Below are 24,637 nucleotides of genomic sequence, written 5' to 3' on the forward strand. Positions count from 1 at the left end.
ATCGTTGACGTTCCGCCAACGAAGGTGCTCTCGTCAGCGAGATGTCTTCGTCAGCGACGTGGTTCCGTCAGCGATGCGTCCTCGTCGGCGATGTGCTTCGTCAACGCATCCTCACAAGAAAGAAGACGCCTCTGCGGCGTCTGACAATCGCGGCTAACAACAAGGGGGCACACTTGTCAAGTGCGGTGCAGGCACCCGGGCGTGACAACATCAACGGTGTGGATCAGACCGTCACCGACACCGACCGGCCCGAGGAACTGGACCGGGCCGCCGATCTCGCCGCGGAGCAGCAGTACGTCACCATGCTGCATGAACAGCTGGACTCTCTGCGGGGGATGGCGCAACGGCGGCTCGCGACCGCGCTCCGGCAGACCGGTGGCACGCCGCAGGCGCGCTCCGAACGCGAGGCCACGGTAGCACTGCACACCGAACGGATAGCGCAGTACAGCGCAGTGGAGAACGGACTGTGTTTCGGTCGGCTCGATCTGACCGACGAGGGACACCGCTACATCGGCCGGATCGGGCTCTTCGACGAACAGGGCGATTATGAGCCGTTGTTGATCGACTGGCGGGCCCCGGCCGCCCGACCCTTCTACCTGGCGACCGCCGCGGCGCCGGACGGTGTCCGCCGCCGGAGGCACATCCGCAGCCGGCTGCGGACCGTCACCGCGATCGACGACGAGCTGCTCGATCTGGAACTCGCCCGGGACCACCGGACGAGCACGCTGACCGGTGAGGCGGCGCTGTTCGCCGCGATCACCGCGGGTCGGACCGGGCGGATGAAGGACATCGTCCAGACCATCCAGGCCGAACAGGATGAGATCATTCGGGCACCGGTGGACGGGGCGCTGGTGGTCCAGGGAGGCCCGGGTACCGGTAAGACCGCCGTCGCGCTGCACCGCGCCGCGTACCTGCTCTACACCCACCGCCGAGAGCTGTCCAGCCGGGGTGTGCTGGTGGTCGGGCCGAACGCGACCTTCCTACGGTACATCGCTCAGGTCCTGCCGTCGTTGGCCGAGACCGGGGTGCTGTTGCGTACCCTCGGAGAGCTGTATCCCGGGGTGCGTGCGACCCGGACCGAACCGGACCGGGTCGCGGAGATCAAGGGTCGGGCGGCGATGGCGGAAGTGGTGGCGGCCGCGATCCGGGACCGGCAGGAGGTGCCGGACGAGCCGGTGCTGGTCGACGTGGACGGCCACCAGCTGCGGATCACCGCGCAGATCTGCGCCGACGCGCGCGAACGTACCCGCCGGTCGGGACGGCTGCACAACCTGGCCCGCCCACTGTTCGACACCGAGATCGTGCACGCGTTGGCTGACCAGATCGCCGACCAGATCGGCATCGACCCGTACGCGGACGATCCGCTCGGTGGCGACGACGCTCCCGGTGATCCGCAGGTGCTGGCCGAGGCGGACCTCGCGGAGATCCGACGGGAACTGCGCGCCGACCCGGCGCTGCGGTCGGTCCTGGACCGGTTCTGGCCGGTGCTGACCCCGCAGCGACTGCTCACCGACCTCTTCGCCTCGCCCGAGCGGCTCGCGGCCGCCGCCCCCGACCTCGGTTCCGCCGAACGCGACGCGCTCCGGCGCGCCCCCGGCGGTGGCTGGTCGCCGGCGGACGTACCGCTGCTCGACGAGGCAGCCGAGTTGCTCGGTGTCGACGACAGCGCCCAGCAGGCGCTCGCCGAGGCTCAGCGCCGCCAGCGGCTCGAGTACGCCGAGGGAGCGTTGGACGTGCTGCGCGGGTCGGAGTCCATCGACGTGGAGGACGAGGCGGAGCCGGAGATCCTCGGCGCGACCGACCTGCTCGACGCCGAGGCGCTGGCGACCCGGCAGGTGGCTGGTGACCACCGGACGGCTGCCGAACGGGCGGCGGCGGACCGTACCTGGACCTTCGGCCACGTCGTCGTCGACGAGGCCCAGGAACTGTCCGCCATGGCGTGGCGCCTGCTGATGCGCCGCTGCCCGAACCGGTCGATGACAATCGTCGGGGATGTGGCCCAGACCGGGGCGTTGGCCGGCGCGGAGTCCTGGGCGCAGCTGCTGCGGCCGTACGTGGCGGACCGCTGGAGGCTGGCCGAGCTGACGGTGAGCTACCGCACTCCGGCCGAGATCCTGGCGGTGGCTGGTCGGGTGCTCGGCGCCATCGATCCCGCCGCCTCGGTGCCCCGGGCGGTCCGCGAGTCGGGCGTGCCGGTTCGGTGGGAGCGGGTGCCCCGGGCCGGCCAGCTCGTCGACGGGCTGGTCGAGCTGATCCGGGCGGAACTGTCCACAGTCGGCGACGGGCGGCTCGGGGTGATCGTGCCGGCCGGCCGGCACGACGGGTTGGTGGAGCAGGTACGGGGGGCAGTTGACCGGGTCGCGTCCGGTGAGCAGCCCGACCTCGAGTCGCCCGTGGTGGTGTTGACCGTCGCGCAGGTCAAAGGGTTGGAGTTCGACTCGGTCGTGGTGGTGGATCCCGCCGCGATCGTCGCTGACTCGCCACGGGGCCGCAACGATCTGTACGTGGCGCTGACCCGGGCTACCGCGCGGCTGGCGGTGCTGTACCCCGGGGAGCTCCCGTCGATTCTCGGCGCGGTCGGCTCCGGCGGCGCTGGCGAGTAGATCGGCTAGCAGGCCGGCTGTGGCGCGGTCCCGGGCGCTGTCCGGTGGAGGGGGAGAGCGACCGCGGCCGTTGCTGAACCGTTATCTGACCCGGGCGGTGCGTCCGGCTTGTCCACCAGCTGTGGACGAGCCGGACGCGCCGTTGGTCATAGGAGCGACAAATATCGCCAAAACCAGACAACCTCGGGTCCGTTTCCGATCGTCGGGGGGCGGGGTGCCGGTGGGGCTGGCGGTGTCCACGGGGTCGGCCGCGTAGGGTGGTGTACGGCAGCTGTCCGTAAGATGGCGTGTCAGACAACCTTCGGTGACGTCGGCCCCTGTCCGGGCCGCAGTTGACAGACGCACCGCACGAAACTCGACACAGTTGGGAGGTGGCCGGCGTGGATTACCTGGCCTACCTGGATGCCGGTTCTGGCAGCCTGATCGTTCAAGCGGTGGTGGCTGGCGCCGCCGGCGTGGTCGTCGCGACCAAGCTCTACTGGCGCCGGCTGGTCAGCCGGTTCCGTAAGCAGCCCACCAAGAAGGACTGAGCGGCCCGGCACCGATGATCTCCGAATCGACCACCTCGACCCTCCGTGACGAGCCCGGCTCGTTCCGGGACCCGGACAACCAAGTCTTCTACGCCGACGGCGCGGTGCTCCGCGGCCTGGGACCCCAGGCTGCGAGTGACTGGGCGGCAGTCCGGGACAGCGCCTTCCTGGCGCCGCTGATGGCTGCCGGCAAGGTCGTCGCCACCAAGGCCGTCGAGCCGGGAGACCTGCCCGCAACGGTCGCCGACCGGTGGACGACGGTGCTGCGACACGAGCGGGTGCCGTTCGTGTCCTACCCCTACGAGTGGTCCTTCGCCCAACTGCGCGACGCCGCCCGGCTGCATCTGGAAGTGCTGGAGGCGGCGCTCGCCGACGGGGTCACCATGACCGACGGCTCGGCGTACAACCTGCAGTGGCGCGGCGCCGACCCGGTCTTCATCGACGTGGGCTCGTTCCAGCCGGCCGCCACTGGCGAACCCTGGGCCGGCTACCGGCAGTTCTGCCAGACCATGCTCTACCCGTTGATGCTGCAGGCGCATCTGGGACTGGACTTCCAACCGTTGCTGCGGTCGCGCATCGACGGCATCGAGTCGGGTCAGATGCGGCGGCTGTTCCGCGGTGCCCGGCGGTGGCGGGCCGGTGTTTTCAAGCACGTCCACCTGCACGACGCGATGCAGACCCGGCACGCCTCGGCCAGTACCGGATCGGTGCGGGCGGAGATCCGCGACGCCGGCTTCTCCACCGAGCTCGTCCGGGCCACGGTCCGGGCCGTCGCCAAGCTGGTGGACCGCCTGGACTGGGCGCCGCCGGGCAGTCACTGGGTCGACTACCAGCAGACCTGTACCTACTCCGACGCCGACCGCACGGCGAAGACCACCTTCGTCGACGCCGAACTCGCCGCACACCGCCCGGGGACAGTGTTCGACCTCGGTGCCAACGACGGCACGTACTCCCGGATCGCCGCCGCCCACGCCGAGCAGGTGGTGGCCGTGGAAAGCGACCCGGCGGTCGTCGACCACCTGTACCGGCGGCTGCGCGCCGACGGGCAGCGGCGGATCCTGCCGATCCTGATGGACCTCGCCGACCCGTCGCCCGGCGGTGGCTGGGCCGGCAACGAGCGTACGTCGTTTACCGCCCGGGCCCGGGCGGACACGGTGCTTGCCCTGGCGGTCATCCACCACCTGGCGATCGGGCGCAACGTGCCGCTGCCAAGGGTCTTGGACTGGCTGACCGGTCTGCTGCCGGCCGGCGGCGGCACCGGCCAGATGATCATCGAGTTCGTCCACCCGGACGACCCGATGGCCCGGCAACTGCTTGCCAACAAGCCCGCCGGGCTCTTCCCCGACTACCACCGGGCGGAGTTCGAGCGGCTGCTCGCCGAACGGTACGAGATCACCCGGCGGGAGGAACTCCCGTCCGGCACCCGGACGTTGTACGCCGGGATCCCGCGTGGCTGACTCGGAGCCCGGTACCGCTGCGGCGGTACCGGCCCCGGCCGGCCCGCCGTCCGCCGATTCCCGTCCGTTGTCAGCCGACCCGGCCCCGCCTACCCGCAGGTCGACGGAGCTGCGTCGGCTGCTCGAGATCGTCGCACTGTGCGGCCTGGTCGTTGCGCAGCCGTTGCTGGATGTCGTCGGGCGCAGCCCGGACTTTTTCCTCTTCCACGGTGCCGGGACGGCCGAGATCCTGCTGCTGGTGGCGTTCTACGTGGTCGTACCGCCGCTGGTGTGCTGGTTGCCCGGCGCGCTGATCGGGCTGGCCGGTCCGTCGGTCCGCCGGACCGTTCACCTGGTGACGGTCGGGCTGCTGCTGGTAGCCCTGGCGGTACAGGTCGGCAAGCACCTGTTGCCGGTCCGAGGCCTGCCGCTGCTGGCCGCCGCGCTGCTGACCGGCGTGGCCGTGACCTGGGCCTACCGGCGCTGGCTTGGGCTGGGACAGCTGCTGCGGCTGGCTGCTGTCGGACCAGCGGTCTTCGTGGTGCTGTTCGTGTTCACCTCGCCGGCCTCGGCGGTAGTGCTCGGCAGCGAGCAGACCAGCGCCGGGCCTGGCACGGCCACCGGCGACGGCAGACACCCGCCGGTGGTGGTGCTGATCCTCGACGAGCTGCCGCTGTTGTCGCTGCTCGGCCCAGACGGGCGGATCGACGCCGAACGCTACCCGCACTTCGCCGAGCTGGCCGCCGGTTCGACCTGGTACCGCAACGCCACCGCGGTCAGTGGCTGGACCCCGTACGCGCTGCCGGCGATGCTGTCCGGCCGGTACCCCGAACGCGAAGTGGCACCGCACTACTCCCAGCATCCGGACAACCTGTTCAGCGCGCTCGGCGGTACCTACCAGATACGGGCGCAGGAGAGCATTACCGAGCTCTGCGCGCCGAGTCGCTGCGAGGCGGAGCCCACCACGGCGGCCCTGCCGGTGCTGTTCCAGGAGACCGCCGCCCTGCTCGGCCAGATCCTGTCGCCGGTGGAGAGCCATGACGACCCGACGGCGAGTTTCCGCGAGCCGACCCGCCGCGACGCCGGGCTCACCGGCGCGGCCCTGGTCGGCGCCGACGCCCCGACCGACCCCAGATTCCGGTTCGACGCCCTCGACGACAACCAACCAGCCCGGTTCACCACGTTCCTCGACGGCCTGGCCACCCCGGACCAGGGGCCAACGCTGCATTTTCTCCACCTGCTGATGCCGCACGCACCGTGGAGCTACCTGCCGTCCGGTGTCCGCTACGAGGCTCCCGAGGACTTCCCGAACGAAGGCGCCGGCTGGGTGGAGCTGGCCCGTCAGCGGCACCTGGCCCAGCTCGGCTACACCGACGGCCTGATCGGGCAGACCCTGGCGGCGTTGCGGTCGAGCGGCCGCTACGACGACGCGCTGCTGGTCGTCACCGCCGACCACGGGGTGAGCTTCACCCTTGGGGAGCAGGGGCGGGGCATGGGTGCGGTGCGGGCCGCACCGGCCGAGGTGCTGTGGGTGCCGACCTTCGTCAAGGAGCCGGGCCAGCAGACGGGTCGGGTCGACGACCGCAACTGGGAGCACGTCGACCTGCTGCCGACCATCGCGGCGCACGCGGACATCGACCTGCCGTTCGAGGTCGACGGCCGATGCGGCACCTGCCCGCCCCGGGAACGGGTGGACAAGCAGTTCCGGGACGTTCCGGGTGAGCCGGTGACGGTGCCGGGCCCGGCGACGTACACCGCCCTGACCACCGGCCAGGCCGGTCCGCCGTTACCCGCGCCGCTGGTGCCGGAGCTGGTCGGTCGCCCGGTCGTCGAGCTGCCGGTCACCGACGACGGCATTCGCGCCACCGTCAGCAACGAGAGCAGTTACACCGACGTCGACCCGGCAAGCGGCAACCTGCCTGCGCTGGCGTACGGCGAGCTGCCCGACCAGGTGGCGACCGGCGCTCCGCTCGCGGTGGCGGTGAACGGGCGGATCGCCACTGTGGTGCCGGCACTGGCCCCCGACGCCGAGGGGCGGCGGTTCGCCGCACTGATCACCGACGAGTCGCTGTGGCGCTCCGGCGACAACCGGGTGGAGATCTTCGAGGTGGTCGATGCCGGTACCGAGCTGCGGCGGCGCACTGACTGACTGGTGCTTTCATCCGTTTCTGGAGTATTTCGTGGTGTCCGACCACCGGATCGGGTGACGCATCCCTCACCCTCACCTGCTCGCTGCGGCAGCGCACCACCGCAGGATTACGGTAAGAAATGAGGCACTCGACGAAGATCTGCCGGCGAAGTGAGGGACCATATGACGGATGTGAAGCTGGACCATCCCGGTGGCCAACTGTCGATGCCGGTGCAGCCGGCCATCGAAGGTCCGCCCGGGATCGAGGTCGGGGCGCTGCTGAAGGAGACCGGTCACGTCACGTTCGACCCGGGCTACGTCAACACCGCCTCCTGTGCGTCGGCGATCACCTACATCGACGGCGATGCCGGGATTCTGCGCTACCGGGGCTACCCCATCGACCAACTGGCCGGCAAGGCGTCCTTCCTTGAGGTCAGCTACCTGCTCATCTACGGTGAGTTGCCGACCAGTGATGAGCTGGCTGCTTTCAGTGAGCAGATTCGGCTGCACACGCTGCTGCACGAGGAGATGCGTCGGTTCTTCGACGGCTTTCCCCGCGACGCGCACCCGATGGCGGTGCTCTCCTCTGCGGTGAGCGCCCTGTCAACCTTCTACCAGGACAGCCTGGACCCGTTCGACACCGACCACGTCGAAATTTCCACGGTGCGGTTGATGGCCAAGGTGCCGACCATCGCCTCGTACGCGTACAAGAAGTCGATCGGCCAGCCGCTGCTCTACCCGGACAACGCGCTCGGCTACGTGGAGAACTTCCTGCGGATGACGTTCGGTGTGCCGGCCACCGAGTACCAGGCCGACCCGGTCATCGCGCAGGTGCTGGACATGTTGTTCGTGCTGCACGCCGATCACGAGCAGAACTGCTCGACGTCAACGGTGCGGCTGGTCGGCTCCAGCAACGCCAACCTGTTCGCCTCGGTCTCGGCCGGGGTCAACGCGTTGTTCGGCCCGCTGCATGGCGGTGCGAACCAGGCGGTGCTGGAGATGCTGCAGGAGATCCACGCCTCCGGCGGCGACGTGCAGGACTTCGTCCGGCGGGTCAAGAACAAGGAGGCCGGCGTCAAGCTGATGGGCTTCGGCCATCGGGTCTACAAGAACTACGACCCGCGGGCGGCCATCGTCAAGCAGGCGGCGCAGGACGTGCTGGGCCGGCTGGACAAACCGGACCCGTTGCTGGACATCGCGATGCGGCTGGAGGAGATCGCGCTCGCCGACGACTTCTTTGTCTCCCGCAGGCTCTACCCGAACGTGGACTTCTACACCGGGCTGATCTACAAGGCGATGGGTTTCCCACCGAAGATGTTCACCGTGCTGTTCGCCCTGGGCCGACTGCCCGGTTGGATCGCACAGTGGCGGGAGATGATCGCCGACCCGACCAACAAGATCGGCCGGCCCCGACAGCTCTACGTCGGTCCGCAGGAGCGTCAGTTCGTCCCGGTCGGCCAGCGCTGAACCTCGTCGGCGGGGGCGCCTGCGCTCGCAGGCGCCCCCGCCGACGGCGTCGGACTGTCAGCCGGCGCGCGTCTCGGCCGTCTCGGTCGCTGGTCGGCCGCCACCGCCGTCGGTCCGCGCCACCGGGTCCGGGCGCAGCCAGACCATGGCGAACGGCCCGACCTGCAGCCCAGCGGACACCGGCTGACCGTGCAGTGGCGCACCGTCAGCCACGACGGCCCCGAGGTTGCCGACGTTCGATCCGCCATACCACTCGGCATCGGTGTTGATCGTCTCCTGCCAGCGGCCGGGCTGCGGCAGTCCGATCCGGTATCCGTGCCGGGGCACCCCGGAGAAATTGACCACGCAGGCCAGGACGCTACCGTCGCGGGCGCGCCGGAGGAACGAGACGACGTTGGCCTGCCGGTCGGTGTGGTCGATCCACCCGAATCCGCCCGGTGTCACGTCCAGCTCCCACAACGCCGGGCACTGCCGGTAGACCGCGTTCAGGTCCCGGAGCAGATTGAGAACCCCGCCGGCCGCCGGGTCTGCGGCCAGTGACCAGTCGAGCCCGCGCTGCTCGCTCCACTCCTGCTCGTCGGCCAGTTCACTGCCCATGAACAGCAGTTGCTTGCCGGGGAACGCCCACATGTAGGCAAGCAGCCCGCGTAGCCCGGCCAGCCGCTGCCACCGGTCGCCGGGCAGCTTCGCGGTCAGTGAGCCCTTGCCATGCACCACCTCGTCGTGACTGATCGGCAGCAGGAACTGCTCGGTGTGTGCGTACGCCGCCGGCCAGGTCATCTCGTCGTGGTGGTGGCTGCGGTGCACCGGATCGCGGGCGAGGTAGCTCAGCGTGTCGTGCATCCAGCCCATGTTCCACTTGAGCCCGAAGCCGAGCCCGCCCCAGTCGGTGGGTCTGGTGACCCCCGGCCAGGCGGTGGACTCCTCCGCGATCATCACGACGCCCGGATTGAGCCGGTACGCGGTCGCGTTGAGCTCCTTGAGCAACTCGATCGCCTCGGTGTGGGCGTTGCCGCCGGAGTCGTTGGGCAGCCACTGGCCCGGCCCCCGCGAATAGTCCAGGTACAGCATCGAGGCGACCGCGTCGACCCGCAGCCCGTCAACGTGGAACTCCTCCAGCCAGTACAGGGCGTTGGCGACGAGGAAGTTGCGTACCTCCCGCCGGCCATAGTCGAAGATCAGGCTGCCCCAGTCAGGGTGCTCGCCACGGCGCGGATCCGGATGTTCGTACAGCGCGGTGCCGTCGAACCGGGCCAGGGCCCAGGCATCGCGGGGGAAGTGCGCCGGCACCCAGTCCAGCAGGACTCCGATACCCGCGCCGTGCAGCCGGTCGACCAGATGCCGGAAGTCATCCGGGGTGCCGAACCGGGAGGTCGGCGCGTAGTAGCCGGTCACCTGGTACCCCCAGGAGCCGCCGAACGGATGCTCCATCACCGGCATCAACTCGACGTGGGTGAAGCCCAGGTCCGACACGTAGGAGACCAGTTGGTCGGCCAGTTCCCGGTAGCTGAGCCCGGGGCGCCACGAGCCGAGGTGCACCTCGTAGACGGACATCGGCCGGGCGTGGTGGTCACCCCGCCGGTTGCGCAACCAGTCCGCGTCCTGCCAGACGTACCCGGACTGGTACACCACCGAGGCCGTCCGGGGCGGCACCTCGGTGGCCTGCGCCATCGGGTCGGCCCGGTCCGCCCAGGAGCCGTCGCACCCCTGGACGCGGTACTTGTAGCGCTGTCCGGCGACGACGCCCGGCACGAAACCGGCCCACACGCCACCGGATTCGAGCCGGTCCAACTCCTGGCCGTCGTACGGGCCCCAGCCGGGACCGTCGCCGATCACCCGGACCCGGCGGGCGTTCGGCGCCCACACCGCGAACCGGCATCCGCCGGGCTGCGGGTGGGCGCCGAGCATCCGCCACAGTTGTTCGTGGCGTCCTTCGGCGAACAGGTGCAGGTCGATGTCGCCGATCGTCTCGGTCAGGGCAGCCTCCCGGGTAGCGGTCATCTGCTCCCCGCGCCGGCGAGGAGGTTTCCGTCCGGGATGACGATAGTGGCCTGTCCCTGCGCCATTCGGGCGGCTGCCCGTTCGGTGGCGAACGCCGAGGACTGGACGATCGCGGCGGAGTAGGTCACCGCGGTGCGGTGCGCGATCGCAGCCCAGCCGTACTGGTCGTGGACCATCCGGCGGGCCCGCCGGGCAACCTGCCGGGCCAGCGTCGTGTCGGCCAGCAGGGCGCCGACGGCGTCGGCCAGTCCGTCCGGGTCCTTCGGCTGGAAGGTCATTCCGGTGACCCGGGGTTCGACGATCTCGGCGAGCCCGCCGGTGGCCGACACAGCCAGCGGCGCGCCGGCTGCAGCGCCCTCCAACGCCACCATGCCGAATGGCTCGTAGACGCTGGGCACCGCGAAGCAGTCCGACGCCGCCATCAGGGCCGGCAGGTCGGTGCCGCCGAGGAAGCCGGGCAGCGTGACGGCGTCGCATAGCCCGAGCCGGTCGATGTCGGCCTCCAGTTCGGAGCGGTACGGTCCGTCGCCAGCGATCACCAGCCGCAGGTTGGGGTGCTGACGGCGCAGCCGGGGCAGCGCGGCGATCAGGTGCTGGACGCCCTTTTCGTAGACCAGCCGGCCGACGAACGACACCAGCGGCCCGTCGCCGGCGAACCGTGCCCGGGCGGCGGTGACCGCGTCCGTCGGCACCTGCCAGCGGCGGGCGTCCACTCCGTTGGCGACCACGTCGACCCGGTCCGGGCGCACCCCGAACAGGCTCAGCACCTCGTCGCGCATGTACGCCGAGCAGGTGATCACCCGGCACGACTCGTGGCCGAGCCAGTGTTCGATGGAGTGGATGGACTTGTTCATCTCGTCGGGGAGCCAGCCCTGGTGGCGGCCGGCCTCGGTGGCGTGGATGGTGGCGACGAGGGGGATGTCGAGGTGTTCCTTGAGGGTGACGGCGGTGTGGGTGACGAGCCAGTCGTGGGCGTGGATGACGTCGTATTCGGCGGTCTGGGTGGCGCGGAGTGCGGCGCGGGTGAGGGTGTGGTTGAAGGCCATGGTCCAGGCGAGGAGGCTGGGGGTGGCCAGGGGGAACAGGGGTGGGTCCTCGGCGGCGCGGATGATGCGGACGCCGTCGGCGTATTCCTCGAGGGGGGCGCCGGTGGCGTGGCGGGTGACGACGGTGACCTCGTGGCCGGCGTTGGCCAGGGCGACGGAGAGGGCGTGCACGTGCCGGCCCAGTCCGCCCACCAGCACCGGCGGGTACTCCCAGGACAGCATCAGGATCCGTCGGCGTCCGTCGGCGGCGTCACCGCCGGCCGGCAGCGGGGGGTGCGGTCGGGACGTCGGGACCGGACGGCACAGGCCGTCCTGAGTGACCAGTGCGTTGGCGAACTGGTCGCCGACCCGCAGGGGCATCGCGATCTTCTCCATTCATTCGAACAGGTGCGGGTGCGCCGGCGCCGGTGACGGCAGGACAGGCGGTGAGAGGGTGTTGCGGCGGTGATCTGGTGCTGCGCGACGAGGTCGAGCGGTGGCCGATGGCCGTGGCGCGGTTGAGAAGAGGTGGCCGACGGCCGGTGGCGGGTGGGCTGCCACGCTGCGGTGCGTGGTGCCGCCGTACTCAAGGAAACGACATCCCGACCGGATTCGCATCCTGTAGGTACCGGAGGTGACCGAAGACACTCGACCTCGGGTCGCCGGTGCCCCTGATGCCCGGCCGGCCGGCGGTCAGCGGCGGCAGAGCGCCAGCGGACGCGGCCGGTCGGAGACCGGGTCCATCGGGTCGGCGGTGTCGGTCGCTGCGGTCGGCGGTGCCAGCAGCAGGATCCCGACACCGGCGGTGCCGCAGGCGCTCACCAGCAGCACCATAGCGAGCGGCCCGTCAGCGAAGCGTTCCCCGAACAGCGCCACCCCGATCACCGCTGACGCGACCGGGTTGGCCAGGGTGACCGTGGCCAGCGGCGCGCCAAGGCCGCCGCCGCGGTAGGCGAGCTGTGACAGCAGCACCCCGGCGATGGCCATCGCGGCGATGGCCGGCACGGTCGGGCCGATCAGGGCGGCCACTGAGTGCTCGGCGTACTCGCGGGTCACCGCGTGGGTCAGCGCGGATGCGACGGCGAACGCGACGCCGGCGCCGGTGGCGTAGAGCAGGCTGCGGGGCACCGGGCGCCGCAGCGCCGCAGTGCCGGCGATCATCGCGGTGAGCACGACGGCGCTGGCCACGATCAGGACGGTGCCGTCCGCTGCGGTCATCCCGTCGCCGCTGCCCGGCACTGTCAGGGTGAGTAGCAGGAGCAGACCGAGCACGGTCGCCGCAGCCCCGACCCACTGCCGGGCGGCGACCCGCCGGGCGGTGAACGCGGCGCCGATCGGCAGGGCCAGCACGAGGGTCAGGACACCGAGCGGCTGTACCACCGACAGCGGGCCGTACGCGAGCGCCGCAACGTGCAGCAGCGCGCCGGCAGCGTTCAGCGCCACCGACAGCCACCAGCGCCGGGCCCGGAGCAGCGCCCGGACGATCGCCCGCCAGGGGGTCTGGGCCCCGAGCCGGACGGCGAGCCGTTCCTGGACCACGGCGCCGAGGGCGTACGCGCCGGCGGAGGCGACAGCGAAGGCCACGGAGATCAGTAAGTCGGTCACGACCGGGCCCGTCGGCACCCTTGGCGCGTCATCGTCCCATGATCCCTCACCCGACGCCCGTCACCCTCACCCCGTCGGGGGGCAGTTGTCTCCGTCTCACGAAGTACCCCGGTGCCGGGGTTCCTCCGTCAGGCGGAGGACGGAACCGGAGTGGATCTCCGGGTGGTGGCCACAAACGGTCAGGCCAGTATGACGACCAGCCCGGCGAGTGCGACCAGGAAGAGGAGCCCGAGGACCGCCTGGAACAGCAGCGCCGGACCGAGGTGCGACCAGACGGTCGGGGTCCGTGGGGTGAGGAACTGGCCGGTGGTGAGGTTGACGATGCGTTCCACCCTGGGTGGCAGCTCGGGGTCCTTCTGTCGGCGTACCGTCACCTGCACGTGGTCGGCCGGGTCAAGGGCGCTCTGCGGCACATGTCCGTGGATCTCCATCTCGCACAGCACCCCGGTGGTGTCCCGGATGTGCAGGGGGGTCACCAGGAACTCCGGCCCGTTGCGCAGTTCCTTCCACTTGCGGCGAGCGGCGGTGGAGCCGCTTCCGGCCAGGCGGACCGAGGCGAGCGCCGCCCCGAGTGCTCGGATCACCCCGGCCGCCGCGAGTACTCCGATCAGGACGGGCTGACCGATTTTGATCGGCCGGGAGTAGCCGCCGACCAGACGGACCACGTGTCCGGTGATGATCGGCCCGGGCCGGTGGACGGCTCGCTCAGGGAACAGTTCGGGATCCATCCATCACCACCCAATGTTTGTGTTTGTTCACGCATTGTATCGAGATAGTCGAGTGAATGCCGTGAATGAATGGGTTCATGGGGGAGGTGGTGGTTGATTTGAGGTGATTAGTCGAGCTGTCCGGGTATGCCGGTGGAGAGAGGGGGGTACGTCATGGATCTGTCCTTCCTGCGGCCGCTCTACGCCCGGCCCGGACCGTGGGCGTCGGTATACCTGGACGCCTCACACGACACCGAGGACGCGGTGGACGCGCTCGAACTGCGCTGGCGGGCGCTGCGTGATCAGTTGGACCAGCAGGGCGCCGATCCGGCGTCGGTCGCGGCGCTCGGCGCGGCGGTGACCCGGCATGTGCCCCGCACCGGTGAGTACGGTCTCGCGCTCAGCGCCGCCAGCGGCGAGGTGGTGCTGCACAACTATCTGCCGGCACCGCCCCAGCGTGACCTCGCCACGGTCGGCCCGCTGCCGCACGCGATGCCGCTGGTCGCTCAGCGGGGCGAGGAGATCAGTTGGCTGCGGGTACTGGTTAGTCGCACCGGGGCCGAAATCGACGCGGTCAGCGCCGGCGGGCTGCCCCGGCAGGCCGGCGTCGACGGCCCGGCCGCCCACCCGATCCGCAAGGTGAAACCAGGGGCCTGGTCCCAGGCCCGGTTCCAGCGGGCGGCCGAGGTGTCGTGGCGGCGCAACGCCGGTGCCAGCGCCGCGGCGACGGCAGCGCTGGCCGACCAGATCGGGGCCGAGGCGCTGGTGGTCGCCGGCGACCCGGACGCACGCCAACTTCTGGTCGGCCAACTACCGAGACGCTGGCAGTCGCGTACGGTGCAGACCGATGCCGGGTCGCGCGCGGTGGGTGCCGATCCCGAGCCGTTGACCGAGGCCACCATCCAGGCCATCGCCGCGGTGGCCGCCGAGCACACCGACCGGGCACTGGACCGCTACGGCGCGCAACAGGGCCGGGGCGATGGTCTGCCCGCCGTGGTCGACGCGCTGCAGCGGGCTCAGGTCGACACGCTGCTGCTGGTCGATGACCCCTCCTCGACCCAGCGGGTCTGGATCGGTCCGGAGCCGACCCAGATCGCCCTGGATCCGGCCGACCTGGCCGTCATGGCGGTGGACGAGCCCTGCGAGGTCCGCGCCGACGCGGCGCTGCTGCGCGCACTGGCGGCCACCGACGCCGATCTGGTGCTGGTCGGGCCCGGTGACGCTGATCTGGATGGCGGGGTCGGCGCCGTGCTGCGGTATTCCGATCCGGTCACCAGTTGAACGCACGGCCGGTGCGTCGGACGCCGTCCTCGGCGTGGAATTTTCATGGCATTCGGATCGGCTGGCGTCGTCACTGCCAGTAGGGTCCGGCTTAGTGAGGGCGTCGAGTCCGGTGCCGCACCGGACTCGCGACCCGATCAATGTGCCGGAATGCGGAGCTCAGGGCCGGATCACCGGGGAGGGGCGAAATGTCCGGACAAAGGCGTACGGTAACTCGTTCGGAACACGCGCTGGAGGACCTCGACGGAGCAGCTCTGTCCTACGCGGCCCGGTTCGCCGACCAGGCTGAGAGCCGGCGCCGGGACCTGCGGGAGGAGCTCGTCCAACTGGCCCTGCCGTTCGCCGGTCGGCTGGCCCGACGCTACCGCGGCCGCGGCGAGCCGCTGGAGGATCTTGAGCAGGTCGCCCGGCTCGGGCTGGTCAAGGCCGTGGACCGCTACGACCCGGACCGCGGCTCGTTCACCGCCTACGCGGCGGTGACCATCACCGGAGAGATCAAACGCCACTTCCGGGACCGGACCTGGGGTGTGCACGTGCCCCGCCGGCTGCAGGACCTCACCATCGAGGTGAGCCAGGCGACCGCGGTGCTGACCAGCGAGCTGTCCCGGTCGCCGACCGTCGCCGAACTCGCCGAGCGGCTGGACACCTCCGAAGAGGACATCCTCGCGGCCCTGGAATCCGCCGCCGGCTACACGCCCGCGTCGCTGAACGGGCCGGTCGGCGACGACGGACCCGCCGAGCTGGGCGACATGTTCGGCGCCCTCGACGCCGACCTGGAGTCCGTCGACGACCGGCTCACGGTCAGCGGGCTGCTCTACCGGCTGCCGGCTCGGGAACGCCGGATCCTCGCCATGCGCTTCTACGGCAACTACACCCAGTCGGACATCGCCGCCGAGTTCGGCATCTCCCAGATGCATGTCTCCCGGCTGCTGTCCCGGACCTTGACCTGGCTGCGCCAGGCGATGCTGACCGACGCCCCGCCCCGGTGGGAGTCCGGGATCGCCCAGCCGGAGCCGACCGACGCCGCGCTCACCATCTCCGTGCACCGCGTTGACGGCCGAACCGAGATCGGCCTGACCGGCGAACTCGACCGGGAGGCAGCCGAACGGGTCCGCGCCGGACTGGTCGACGCGGTGCGGGCCGCCGGCAGCGACGCCGAGGTCCTGGTCGACCTGGACGGCGTCGGCTTTGTCGACGCCGCCGGCATCGCCGCGTTGCTGGCCAGCCACGAGGCCGCCCGCCGCGCGGCGGTACGGCTACGGTTCGTCCGGCCGCAGCCCTACGTGCGACGCAGCCTGACCGTGGCCGGCCTGGCACCGCTGTTCGCCGTGGCCTGAGCCGCGTCCCGCTGGTCACCTCGATCGGGGGAACCCGTGCCGGCCGGTGCCGGCGGCGTCACCGGCGCCGATAGCGTGCCGACCGTGAAGCAACGTGGAAACCGCCTGGTCGCAGCGATCGTCGCAGGCGCGGGAACGTTCGCCTTCGGCCTCTCCGGAGCCGGGGACGACACATCGAACTCCGGTGCCATCGCACTGGTCGGGTTGGTGGTCGGTCTGATCGTGTTCCACGCCACCAAGCCGAGCGCGGGAAGCAAATAGCCGGTCGGCGGTCCGGCCGGGCTCGGCGTCAGCCGGCAGCCGCGGTTGCCAGCGCCCGCCGGTGCTGGCCCAGCGGGGGCCGTTCCTGGACCGACACGTCGCTGACGACGACCTCGCGTTCCAGATTGCTCAGTGCCTCGGCCTCGCCGCGGCGGAACTGGGTGAGTAGACCGCCGGGCGGACGTTCCGAGATCACCCAGCCCTTGCGGTAGAGCCGCGACCAGGCGGTCAACAGGATCTGGGCGGACATCCGTCCCAACGCCTCGGTGCTCTGGTGCCGGTGCCGCCGCTCGCCGAGGTCGACCTGGGCCAGGGAGTCCAGCCCACAGACGTCGAGCAGGTCGATCAGCATCGCGGTCTCCACCCCGTAGCCGGAGACGAACGGGATCTGCTCCAGCACGTCGCGTCGGCCGGCGTATTCGCCGGCCAACGGCTGGACGAATCCCGACAGGTCCGGCCAGAAGAGATTGAACAGCGGCCGGGCCATGATCTCCGTGACCCGGCCACCGGCATCCGCCTCGACGTCGCTCGACCGGACCAGCGGCCGGTGGTAGAAACCCTTGACGAAGCTGACCGACTCGTCGGTGAGCAGCGGGCCGAGCAGCCCGGTCACGAAGGCAGGCTGAAACTCCCGCAGGTCGGCGTCGACGAAGGCGATCAGATCCCCGTCGGCGGCGGCCAGCCCGGCCCAGAGCGCGTCGCCCTTGCCCTCCAGCCGCGGCAGGCCCCGGGTCATCTCGTCCTGGCCGACGACTCGGGCGCCGGCGGCCGCGGCCACGGCCGCCGTACTGTCGTCGGACCGGGAGTCGACCACCAACACGTCGTCGACCAGCGGCACCCGGTCCACCAGGTTCCCGACGATCGACTCGACGATGGCGCCGACGGTGGCCTCCTCGTTGCGGGCCGGCAGTACGACGCTCACCCGTCGGCCGGACCTGGCCTTGGCCATGGCCAGTTCCCAGGGCGTCCACCGGCCCGCCGACCCGGTGCGACGGGCGGTCCAGTCCGCAACCGTGGGAGCGACGGCCGTTCGCGCGTACCCCATGATCCACCCCCGTGACGACACTCGATCAGCTGCTGGCTACCCCACCCGGCGGGCGGTATGCGTCGTCCGATCGGGGTTCGGCCGCCACGGCTGAGCGTCCTGGGGCGGGTGGGGCACCGCGAGCCGGACGCGTCGCGTAGCGTTGACGGTCATGGGTGTGTCGCAGCGTCTGAAGAGTCGGTTCCGGCGTTTCCTCCAGCGGCCGGGCAGCACGGTCGACCTCGCTCCGTTGGCGAAACTGCTCCCCGACATCGCCGGCCGGGAGGACGACCTGCGGGCGCTCGACGACGCCGAGTTGACCGCCGAGGCCGGCCGGGCCAGCGAGTTCGTCGACCTCTGCGCAGTCGGCCGGGAGGCTGCCCGGCGGGCCATCGGCGAGCGGCCGTTCGACGAGCAACTGCTCGGCGCGATGTCCCTGCTGGCCGGCAAGGTCGCGGAGATGGCCACCGGTGAGGGCAAGACCCTGACCGCCACGATCGCCGCCTACGGGCACGTGCGGCGGGGCAACGGCCCGGTGCACGTGCTGACGGTCAACGACTACCTCGCCCGCCGCGACGCCGAGTGGATGGCGCCGGTCTACCAGTTGCTCGGGCTGACCGTCGGCTGGGTCACCGAGGCCAGCAGCCCCGAGCAGCGGCGCACCGCGTACCAGCGGGACGTCACCTACGTCTCGGTGAGCGAGGCCGGCTTCGACTTCCTGCGTGACCAGCTGGTCACCGACATCGCCGACCGGGTCCAGCCGCCGCTGTCCACGGCGATCGTCGACGAGGCCGACTCGATCCTCATCGACGAGGCCCGGGTGCCGATGGTGCTGGCCGGGGCGGTCGTCGGTGAACAGGACCCGGTGCACACCGCCGCCGCGCTGGTACGCGGGCTGCGCGCCGGCCGGGACTACGAGGTCGCCGACGACGGCCGCAGCGTCGCGTTCACCTCCGCCGGGCTGGCCGCGGTCGAGGCCAAGCTGGACGGCGTCGACCTGTACGCCGACGACAACGTCGGGCAGCTGTCCGCGATCCACGTCGCCCTGCACGCCCACGCGTTGCTGCACCGCGACGTCGACTACATCGTCCGCGACGGCGCCGTGGAGCTGGTGGACGAGATGCGCGGTCGGGTGGCGCAGCGCCGCCGGTGGCCGGACGGGCTGCAGGCGGCGGTCGAGGCCAAGGAGGGTCTCAACGCCACGGCCGAGGGTGAGGTGCTCGGCACCATCACCGTGCAGGCGTTCGTCGCGGCGTACCGCACCCTGTGCGGGATGACCGCGACGGCGGTCCTCGTCGGCGACCAGCTCCGCGAGTTCTTCAAGCTGGAGGTGGCGGTGATCCCGCCACACACCCCGTGCGTACGGACCGACGAGTCGGACCGGATCTACGCCACCCGCGCGGAGAAGGACGAGGCGCTGGTCGCCGAGATCAGCTCGGCCCACGCCACCGGGCGTCCGGTGCTGATCGGCACCCTCGACGTCAAGGAGTCGGAGAGCCTGGCTGCGTCGCTGGGCGAGGCCGGTGTGCCCTGCGTGGTACTCAACGCCAAGAACGACGACGAGGAAGCCGCGATCATCGCCGAGGCCGGCGCGCTGGGTGCGGTGACGGTGTCCACCCAGATGGCCGGGCGCGGCGTGGACATCCGCCTCGGCGGCAGCGACCAGTCCGACCGGGACCAGGTCGCGGAGCTGGGCGGGCTGTACGTGATCGGCAGCGGTCGGCACGACAGCCGGCGGGTGGACAACCAGTTGCGCGGCCGGGCCGGTCGCCAGGGCGACCCGGGTGGTTCGGTGTTCTTCGTCAGCCTGGAGGACGACCTGGTCGTCCGGCACGCCCCGGACGCGATCCCACCCTCGCCCCGGATGACGCCCGACGGCATCGTCCAGGACGAGCAGGTGGATTTCGCCATCGAACACGCCCAGCGGATCGCCGAGGGTGTCGACTACGAGATCCACCGGAACACCTGGCGCTACAGCGTGGTGATCGAACAGCAGCGCAAGGCGCTCGCTGAGCGGCGGGAGCGGCTGCTGACCACCGAAGTCGCCGCGCTGATGCTGATGGACCGGTTTCCGCAGCGGTGCGCCGAGATGGACGAGGACCTGCTGTCGCGGGCGGCCCGTTCGATCGCCCTCTACCACCTGGACCGGCTCTGGACCGAACACCTCGCCGAACTGTCCGAGGTGCGCGAGGGTGTGCATCTGCGGGCGCTCGGCCGGCTCGATCCACTCGACGAGTTCCACCGGGCTGCCGTGCCCGCGTTCAACCAGCTGATCCCGGAGATCGAGGCCCGCACCGTCGCGACGTTCGAGCAGACCGAGTTCGACGAGGACTGGCAGCCTGACGAGGCCCAGCTGGTACGGCCCAGTGCGACCTGGACCTACCTGGTACACGACAACCCGTTCGGCTCCGAACTGGACCGGCTGATCTCCTCCGTTGGCCGCCGGCTCAGTGGCAGCGGCCGCCGCTGAGCGCGGCCAGGGCTCGATCACGTTGACCCAGGCCGACCCGGCGGACAGCAGGCTGGCCGTACTGGAGACCGCCGCCCTGCTGCGGGAGCTGACCGCCGGCATGATCCGGTGCACCGATTTCGACCAGGCGGTGGAGCATCTCGCCCGCACCACCCGATCCGCGCTGCCCGGGGTGACGTATGCGAGCGTCTGTTTTCTCCGGGCCGGCCGGCCCGCTTCGGTGGCGGCGTCCGATCCACTGGTCAAGGATCTGGATGAGCTTCAGTACGCCTCCGACGGACCGGCGATGACCGCGATCCGGGACCGCGAGATCGTGCTGGCCGATCCGGGTGCCGACTCGCCGCGCTGGCCGCAGTGGAGCCGGGCGGCGGTCGACCGGGGGATCCGTTCCGTGCTCTGCGCGCCGGTGGACGTCGACGACGAGGCGATCGGTGCGATCAACCTGTACGCGGAGCGGGTCGGGGCGCTCGGCGTCGGCGAGCAGTTGACCGCCCTGCTCCTCGCCGAGCACGCCGGACTGCTCCTCGCAGCGGTGCGGGACCGGCGTCGCGGCGGGGCGGCGGGCGGGGCCGACGCCGACCGTCCGGAGTACGGCGACGTGATCGGCCCGGCGATCGGCATCGTGATGACCCAGCGGCGGTGCCCGGCCGGGGAAGCGCTCGCGGTGCTGCGCGAGGCGGCCGAGGCGACCGCGATGCCGTTGCCGGAGGTCGCCGAGCGGCTGGTGGCGTCGGTGCTGCGGGCCGACAGCCAGCAGCGGTGAATGGCGGGTGGGTTCGCGGCGGGAGATACTCGGGTAGCACCGGCGGTGTGACCGGTGCGACCAGTGGGAAGGGCGTGAGGGCGATGCAGGCGCAATTCCGCGTGCCCGGCCAGCCGATCCAGCCGATGCTGGTGACCCTGCCGTTCGGACTATTCGTCTGTGCGGCCCTGTTCGACATCTCGGTGGTGGCCGGGGCACCCGACCTGTTCGGTGAGGTCGGCTACTGGACGTTGGTCGCCGGGCTGGCCGCCATGGCGCTGACCGTGGCGGTGGGTCTGGTCGATCTCTGGGACGAGCCGTCCGGTCCGGTCCGCTCCTCGCTGGTCCGGTTCAACCTGATCAGTACGGCGATGGGTGGGCTGTTCCTGCTCGCCGGCTTGATCCGTACCTCCGGTCCGACGTCGTTGGCCGGCGTCCCGTTGTTGATCGTGGAGCTGGTCGGCCTCGGCGTGGGGGTGGCGGGCCTGCGTCACGGCACGGCTCTGCTGCGCCACGTCGGGGAGGTGGCGGCCGCCGATGAGGGCATTCGCCGGTCGGACGGGTTGGACGCGCTGGCCCGCCGCTAGCTCGCCGCACAGCGGCCGGTCCCGCGTGACCCGGTCCCGCGCGATGCGGTGGGTGCCGGTTCAGCTGTCCAGCAGGTCCCGCATCCGGTTGATCTCGACGGCCTGTTCGGCCGCGATCGAGGTGGCGAGTTCCTCGACGGTCACGTCGCTGCCGCCGGTGAGCACCCGGTCGGACATTTCGACGGCACCTTGGTGGTGGTCGGTCATCATCGCCACGAAGAGCCGGTCGAACTCGGCTCCCCGGGCGGCCGCCAGTTCCCGGACGGCCTGCTCGGTCTGCATCCCGGGCATCGTGTCGTGGTCGTGTTCACCGGCGGGTAGCCGCCGGTCCTGCAGCCATTGCCGGAGTACGGCGATCTCGGCGGCCTGCCCAGCCCGGATGCGGTCGGCGAACGCCCGTACCCCTGGGTCGGCACTGCGGTCGGCGGCGAGCGCTGCCATCTGCACGGCCTGGGTGTGGTGCGGGATCATCATCTGGACGTACCAGGTGTCCAGCGCGTTGTACTGCGGTGGATCGATGGTCACGTCCGCACCGGGGCGCAGCTCGGCCGGCTCGCCGGGCCGGCCGGGAAGGATCACCGGCGGTGCGTCCGTGCCGGTGGACGTTCCCGCCGACCCGGTCGCTGCGTCGTTGGTGGTGGCCGAGGTCGTTGCGGTGGTCCGTAGCACGACCACCGCGACGACGACCACGGCCGGGATCAGGGCGAGTGCCAGTAGCCGCCGGTGCCGGCCGAGTGACAGTCGGGACATCGGACCTCCCGAGGTGGACGGTCGCGATGCTATCCGGCTAACTCCATGTATCGATGTGATTACTGTCACATCGATGTCGGGAACTCGGCGGTATCGTCGCAGCATCATCAATCCCTTTCGAAGGGTGCCGCACATGATCAGACGTTCCCCACGAGGGCCGCGGCAGCTCCGGACGGTGGCAGTGGCGGCGATCGCCGTCCTGTTCGGCAGCACCGCGTTGGCGACACCGAGTCATGCAGGGACCCCGTTCGACGTCGACTGCGCCGACGCCACCGACGCGCTGGCGGTCGAGTTGTGCCTGGCCCAGGCGTCGGCGGCGGGCACCGACGACCCCGGACTCGGCGTCGACGAGATCGACAGCAGTCGGAACCTGCGCCAGATCGCCAGCCTGCCCAAGCCCGCGCCGTTCGACACCGAGTCCTCGTTGAACTCGGACCTCGCCTTCCAGGGCAGGTACGCCTTCGTCGGCAACTACAACGGTTTCGTGATCTACGACATCGCCAACCCGCGGCGGCCGCGACTGGTGTCGCAGGTGGTCTGCCCGGGTGGGCAGAACGACGTGTCGGTCCACGGTGACCTGTTGTTCCTGTCCACAGACTCGTCGCGCAGTGACGACTCCTGCGCCAGCACCTCCCAGTCCGCGTCGGTGAAGGAGTCCTGGGAGGGCATCAAGATCTTCGATATCCGGGACAAGGAGAACCCCCGGTACGTCAAGTCCGTCGAGACGAACTGCGGCTCACACACCCACACCCTGGTGCCGGCGAAGAGCCGTGCGTTCGTGTACCTCTACGTGTCGTCGTACAGTCCGTCGACGAATTTCCCGGACTGCCAGCCACCGCACGACCTGATCTCGATCGTCAAGGTGCCGTTGAAGAAGCCGACCGACGCGGCCGTGGTGGCCACCCCGGCGATCTTCCCGGACGGCGGCAACCCGGGTGGCAACGGCAGTTCCACCACCACCGGCTGCCACGACATCACCGCGTACCCGCAGAAGGACCTCGCGGCGGGCGCCTGCATGGGCGACGGCGTGCTGCTGGACATCTCCGACCGGGAGGCGCCCCGGGTCATCCACCAGGTCCGGGACACCACCAACTTCGCCTTCTGGCACTCGGCGACGTTCAACAACTCGGGCACCAAGGTGGTCTTCACCGACGAACTCGGCGGCGGCGGGGCGGCGACCTGCAACCCGACCATCGGTCCGGACCGGGGAGCCAACGCCATCTACGACATCACCGGTACGGGTGACGCGCGGACGCTGGTCTTCCGCAGCTACTTCAAGATCCCCCGGACCAACGGGTCGACCGAGAACTGTGTGGCCCACAACGGTTCGCTGATCCCGGTCCTGGGCCGCGACATCATGGTCCAGGCCTGGTACCAGGGCGGCATCTCGGTCTGGGACTTCACCAACTCGGCCAGGCCGCAGGAGATCGCCTACTGGGAGCGGGGACCGGTCTCGGACACCCGGATGGTCACCGGCGGACCATGGTCGACGTACTACTACAACGGCTACATCTACTCCAGTGACATCCAGAAGGGCCTGGATGTGCTGGACCTCAAGGACTGGCGGACGGCGAGCGCCAAGCTGGTCCGGTTCCCGGAGCTGAACGTGCAGACCCAGCCCTGGTACCTCAGCTGGTGACACCGCCCTTTTGAGACCGAGCGGGCGGTGGGTGGTCGGACTGCGGTCCGACCACCCACCGCGCCTGACCGACCTGGCTGGTTGTCCGGATGTTCATCCATAGGTAGCCGGGCGTTCGGCTTCGGCGCGTTGCGCTCGGTGGCGGTGCCGCCGGCAGGGCTGGAGTGGTTGGACGGACGGCGGTCCCGTCGTCGAGGTCGACGCGTCGGAGGTGGCGGTGACGGGACGAGCTGTGGTGTTCGGCGCTGGCGGGGACGGCTGGGCCGGCTGGCAGTTGGGGATGCTCGTCGGACTCGATCGGGCTGGCGCCGGACTGCGCACGCCGGACCTGGTGGTAGGGACGTCGACCGGCGCCCTGGTGGCGGCGCTGGTCTACGGCGACGCTGGTCCTGCCGCGGCCGTGCGGACCGTACGGCGGGTCGGGACCTGGCCGGTGACAGCCCGGCAGACCGACTACGAACTGGTCGACGAGACCCGCCGGAGCCTGCGTGCCGGCGGTGCCACGTCGTCGCAGGCCCGGGCGCAGCTTGGGCGGCTGGCACTCGCCGCCGACCCGTCGGACGCCGCCGTGGGTGCCGTTGCGGACCTGCTGCGGGACCACCGCTGGCCCAGCGCGCCCCGGCTGCTGGTCACCGCGGTCGACGCGGACAGCGGTCAGCTGGTGGCGTGGGACTCGACGTCCGGCATCGCCCTGCCACGGGCAGTCGCGGCCAGTTGCGCGCTGCCGGGGGTGACCGGGCCGGTGGCGGTGGACGGCCGCCGCTACATCAGCGGCGCAGTCCGTTCGACGAGCAACCCGGACCTGGCGGCCGGCGCGGCGACGGTGCTGGTTCTGGCCGACGGCGGGCCGGCGGAGGCCGAGGCGGCGGCCGAGGCGGCGGCCTGGCGAGATCGTCCCGCCGAGGGTTGTCCCGCCACGCCCATGTTCCTGACGCCGGATGCGACAGCACGGGCGGCGCTCACCGGTGACCCGGATGATGCTGTCGTGTTCGCGGCGGCGCTCGCCGCCGGTGAGCGTCAGTCGTCGGGGTACGCCGGCCAGGT

The 24,637-nt window shown here is 70.9% G+C and carries 18 protein-coding genes and 1 pseudogene; 13 read left to right on the plus strand and 6 right to left on the minus strand.

Annotation, left to right across the window (positions count from 1 at the left end; all coding sequences use genetic code 11):
- Positions 1-302: 302 nt before the first annotated feature.
- The 5 genes from O7553_RS11365 to O7553_RS11385 all read left to right on the plus strand — a co-directional run bounded on the left by O7553_RS11365 (position 303) and on the right by O7553_RS11385 (position 8,164).
- The gene (locus O7553_RS11365; RefSeq protein WP_281555574.1) at positions 303-2,603 is read left to right on the plus strand and encodes an ATP-binding domain-containing protein; all 2,301 of its coding nucleotides are present in this window, start codon (positions 303-305) and stop codon (positions 2,601-2,603) included.
- Positions 2,604-2,974: 371 nt separating this feature from the next.
- A complete protein-coding gene (locus O7553_RS11370; protein ID WP_281555829.1) occupies positions 2,975-3,133 on the plus strand; it encodes a hypothetical protein in 159 nt (52 codons plus the stop codon).
- A 14-nt stretch (positions 3,134-3,147) separates the two neighbouring features.
- On the plus strand, positions 3,148-4,590 hold the full coding sequence (locus O7553_RS11375) for a methyltransferase (RefSeq protein ID WP_281554763.1): 1,443 nt from the start codon (positions 3,148-3,150) through the stop codon (positions 4,588-4,590).
- A 67-nt stretch (positions 4,591-4,657) separates the two neighbouring features.
- Complete coding sequence (locus O7553_RS11380; RefSeq protein ID WP_281555575.1) at positions 4,658-6,718, plus strand: sulfatase-like hydrolase/transferase; 2,061 nt, start codon at positions 4,658-4,660, stop codon at positions 6,716-6,718.
- 162 nt (positions 6,719-6,880) lie between these two features.
- Positions 6,881-8,164, plus strand: coding sequence for a citrate synthase (locus O7553_RS11385; protein ID WP_281554764.1), 1,284 nt, complete (start codon positions 6,881-6,883; stop codon positions 8,162-8,164).
- Between the two features lie 57 nt (positions 8,165-8,221).
- Here O7553_RS11385 and glgB read toward each other — a convergent pair whose 3' ends face one another.
- From glgB to O7553_RS11405, 4 genes are all read right to left on the minus strand, one after another.
- Positions 8,222-10,165 (minus strand): 1,4-alpha-glucan branching protein GlgB, encoded by a 1,944-nt coding sequence (gene glgB / locus O7553_RS11390; RefSeq protein WP_281554765.1) that lies wholly within the window; start codon positions 10,163-10,165, stop codon positions 8,222-8,224.
- Entirely contained in the window at positions 10,162-11,571 is a 1,410-nt protein-coding gene (locus O7553_RS11395) for a glycosyltransferase family 4 protein (RefSeq protein ID WP_281554766.1), read from the minus strand. The genes glgB and O7553_RS11395 overlap by 4 nt, the downstream gene beginning before the upstream one ends.
- Positions 11,572-11,883: 312 nt before the next feature.
- Positions 11,884-12,795, minus strand: coding sequence for a DMT family transporter (locus O7553_RS11400; RefSeq protein ID WP_281554767.1), 912 nt, complete (start codon positions 12,793-12,795; stop codon positions 11,884-11,886).
- Between the two features lie 179 nt (positions 12,796-12,974).
- On the minus strand, positions 12,975-13,523 hold the full coding sequence (locus tag O7553_RS11405) for a hypothetical protein (protein ID WP_281554768.1): 549 nt from the start codon (positions 13,521-13,523) through the stop codon (positions 12,975-12,977).
- Positions 13,524-13,676: 153 nt separating this feature from the next.
- Here O7553_RS11405 and O7553_RS11410 point away from each other — a divergent pair, with 153 nt between their 5' ends.
- The 3 genes from O7553_RS11410 to O7553_RS11420 all read left to right on the plus strand — a co-directional run bounded on the left by O7553_RS11410 (position 13,677) and on the right by O7553_RS11420 (position 16,381).
- Positions 13,677-14,783, plus strand: a complete 1,107-nt coding sequence (locus O7553_RS11410; protein ID WP_281554769.1) for a Vms1/Ankzf1 family peptidyl-tRNA hydrolase — start codon at positions 13,677-13,679, stop codon at positions 14,781-14,783.
- 188 nt (positions 14,784-14,971) lie between these two features.
- Positions 14,972-16,120 (plus strand): SigB/SigF/SigG family RNA polymerase sigma factor, encoded by a 1,149-nt coding sequence (locus O7553_RS11415; protein WP_281554770.1) that lies wholly within the window; start codon positions 14,972-14,974, stop codon positions 16,118-16,120.
- A gap of 36 nt (positions 16,121-16,156) precedes the next feature.
- Positions 16,157-16,381 (plus strand): hypothetical protein, encoded by a 225-nt coding sequence (locus tag O7553_RS11420; protein ID WP_281554771.1) that lies wholly within the window; start codon positions 16,157-16,159, stop codon positions 16,379-16,381.
- Positions 16,382-16,409: 28 nt separating this feature from the next.
- On the opposite strand, the gene O7553_RS11425 is transcribed toward O7553_RS11420, so the two are convergent.
- A complete protein-coding gene (locus O7553_RS11425; protein ID WP_281554772.1) occupies positions 16,410-17,426 on the minus strand; it encodes a glucosyl-3-phosphoglycerate synthase in 1,017 nt (338 codons plus the stop codon).
- Positions 17,427-17,577: 151 nt separating this feature from the next.
- Here O7553_RS11425 and secA2 point away from each other — a divergent pair, with 151 nt between their 5' ends.
- The 3 genes from secA2 (at position 17,578) to O7553_RS11440 (ending at position 21,204) form a co-directional block, all read left to right on the plus strand.
- Positions 17,578-19,875, plus strand: coding sequence for an accessory Sec system translocase SecA2 (gene secA2 / locus O7553_RS11430; protein ID WP_281554773.1), 2,298 nt, complete (start codon positions 17,578-17,580; stop codon positions 19,873-19,875).
- A gap of 100 nt (positions 19,876-19,975) precedes the next feature.
- Positions 19,976-20,638, plus strand: a complete 663-nt coding sequence (locus tag O7553_RS11435; RefSeq protein WP_281555576.1) for a GAF and ANTAR domain-containing protein — start codon at positions 19,976-19,978, stop codon at positions 20,636-20,638.
- An 83-nt stretch (positions 20,639-20,721) separates the two neighbouring features.
- The gene (locus O7553_RS11440) at positions 20,722-21,204 is read left to right on the plus strand and encodes a DUF2231 domain-containing protein (protein ID WP_281554774.1); all 483 of its coding nucleotides are present in this window, start codon (positions 20,722-20,724) and stop codon (positions 21,202-21,204) included.
- 60 nt (positions 21,205-21,264) lie between these two features.
- On the opposite strand, the gene O7553_RS11445 is transcribed toward O7553_RS11440, so the two are convergent.
- On the minus strand, positions 21,265-21,954 hold the full coding sequence (locus O7553_RS11445; RefSeq protein WP_281554775.1) for a DUF305 domain-containing protein: 690 nt from the start codon (positions 21,952-21,954) through the stop codon (positions 21,265-21,267).
- Positions 21,955-22,087: 133 nt separating this feature from the next.
- Here O7553_RS11445 and O7553_RS11450 point away from each other — a divergent pair, with 133 nt between their 5' ends.
- Positions 22,088-23,593: a hypothetical protein gene (locus tag O7553_RS11450; protein WP_281554776.1), complete on the plus strand. Its 1,506-nt coding sequence runs from the start codon at positions 22,088-22,090 to the stop codon at positions 23,591-23,593.
- A gap of 235 nt (positions 23,594-23,828) precedes the next feature.
- A pseudogene (locus O7553_RS11455) lies at positions 23,829-24,380 on the plus strand (patatin-like phospholipase family protein); the annotation flags it as partial.
- Positions 24,381-24,637 lie beyond the last annotated feature (257 nt).

Source organism: Solwaraspora sp. WMMA2059 (assembly GCF_027497315.1).
Taxonomy (GTDB): Bacteria; Actinomycetota; Actinomycetes; order Mycobacteriales; family Micromonosporaceae; genus Micromonospora_E.

What these genes read in the sequence shown, in the direction of transcription:
- O7553_RS11415 (WP_281554770.1), top strand. Translation starts at nt 14,972, where the DNA reads ATGTCCGGACAAAGGCGTACGGTAACTCGTTCGGAACACGCGCTGGAG.
- O7553_RS11395 (WP_281554766.1), bottom strand. Translation starts at nt 11,571, where the DNA reads ATGCCCCTGCGGGTCGGCGACCAGTTCGCCAACGCACTGGTCACTCAG.
- O7553_RS11375 (WP_281554763.1), top strand. Translation starts at nt 3,148, where the DNA reads ATGATCTCCGAATCGACCACCTCGACCCTCCGTGACGAGCCCGGCTCG.
- O7553_RS11435 (WP_281555576.1), top strand. Translation starts at nt 19,976, where the DNA reads ATGATCCGGTGCACCGATTTCGACCAGGCGGTGGAGCATCTCGCCCGC.
- O7553_RS11445 (WP_281554775.1), bottom strand. Translation starts at nt 21,954, where the DNA reads ATGTCCCGACTGTCACTCGGCCGGCACCGGCGGCTACTGGCACTCGCC.
- O7553_RS11385 (WP_281554764.1), top strand. Translation starts at nt 6,881, where the DNA reads ATGACGGATGTGAAGCTGGACCATCCCGGTGGCCAACTGTCGATGCCG.
- O7553_RS11365 (WP_281555574.1), top strand. Translation starts at nt 303, where the DNA reads ATGCTGCATGAACAGCTGGACTCTCTGCGGGGGATGGCGCAACGGCGG.
- O7553_RS11410 (WP_281554769.1), top strand. Translation starts at nt 13,677, where the DNA reads ATGGATCTGTCCTTCCTGCGGCCGCTCTACGCCCGGCCCGGACCGTGG.
- glgB (WP_281554765.1), bottom strand. Translation starts at nt 10,165, where the DNA reads ATGACCGCTACCCGGGAGGCTGCCCTGACCGAGACGATCGGCGACATC.
- O7553_RS11425 (WP_281554772.1), bottom strand. Translation starts at nt 17,426, where the DNA reads ATGGGGTACGCGCGAACGGCCGTCGCTCCCACGGTTGCGGACTGGACC.
- secA2 (WP_281554773.1), top strand. Translation starts at nt 17,578, where the DNA reads ATGGGTGTGTCGCAGCGTCTGAAGAGTCGGTTCCGGCGTTTCCTCCAG.
- O7553_RS11405 (WP_281554768.1), bottom strand. Translation starts at nt 13,523, where the DNA reads ATGGATCCCGAACTGTTCCCTGAGCGAGCCGTCCACCGGCCCGGGCCG.
- O7553_RS11450 (WP_281554776.1), top strand. Translation starts at nt 22,088, where the DNA reads ATGATCAGACGTTCCCCACGAGGGCCGCGGCAGCTCCGGACGGTGGCA.
- O7553_RS11440 (WP_281554774.1), top strand. Translation starts at nt 20,722, where the DNA reads ATGCAGGCGCAATTCCGCGTGCCCGGCCAGCCGATCCAGCCGATGCTG.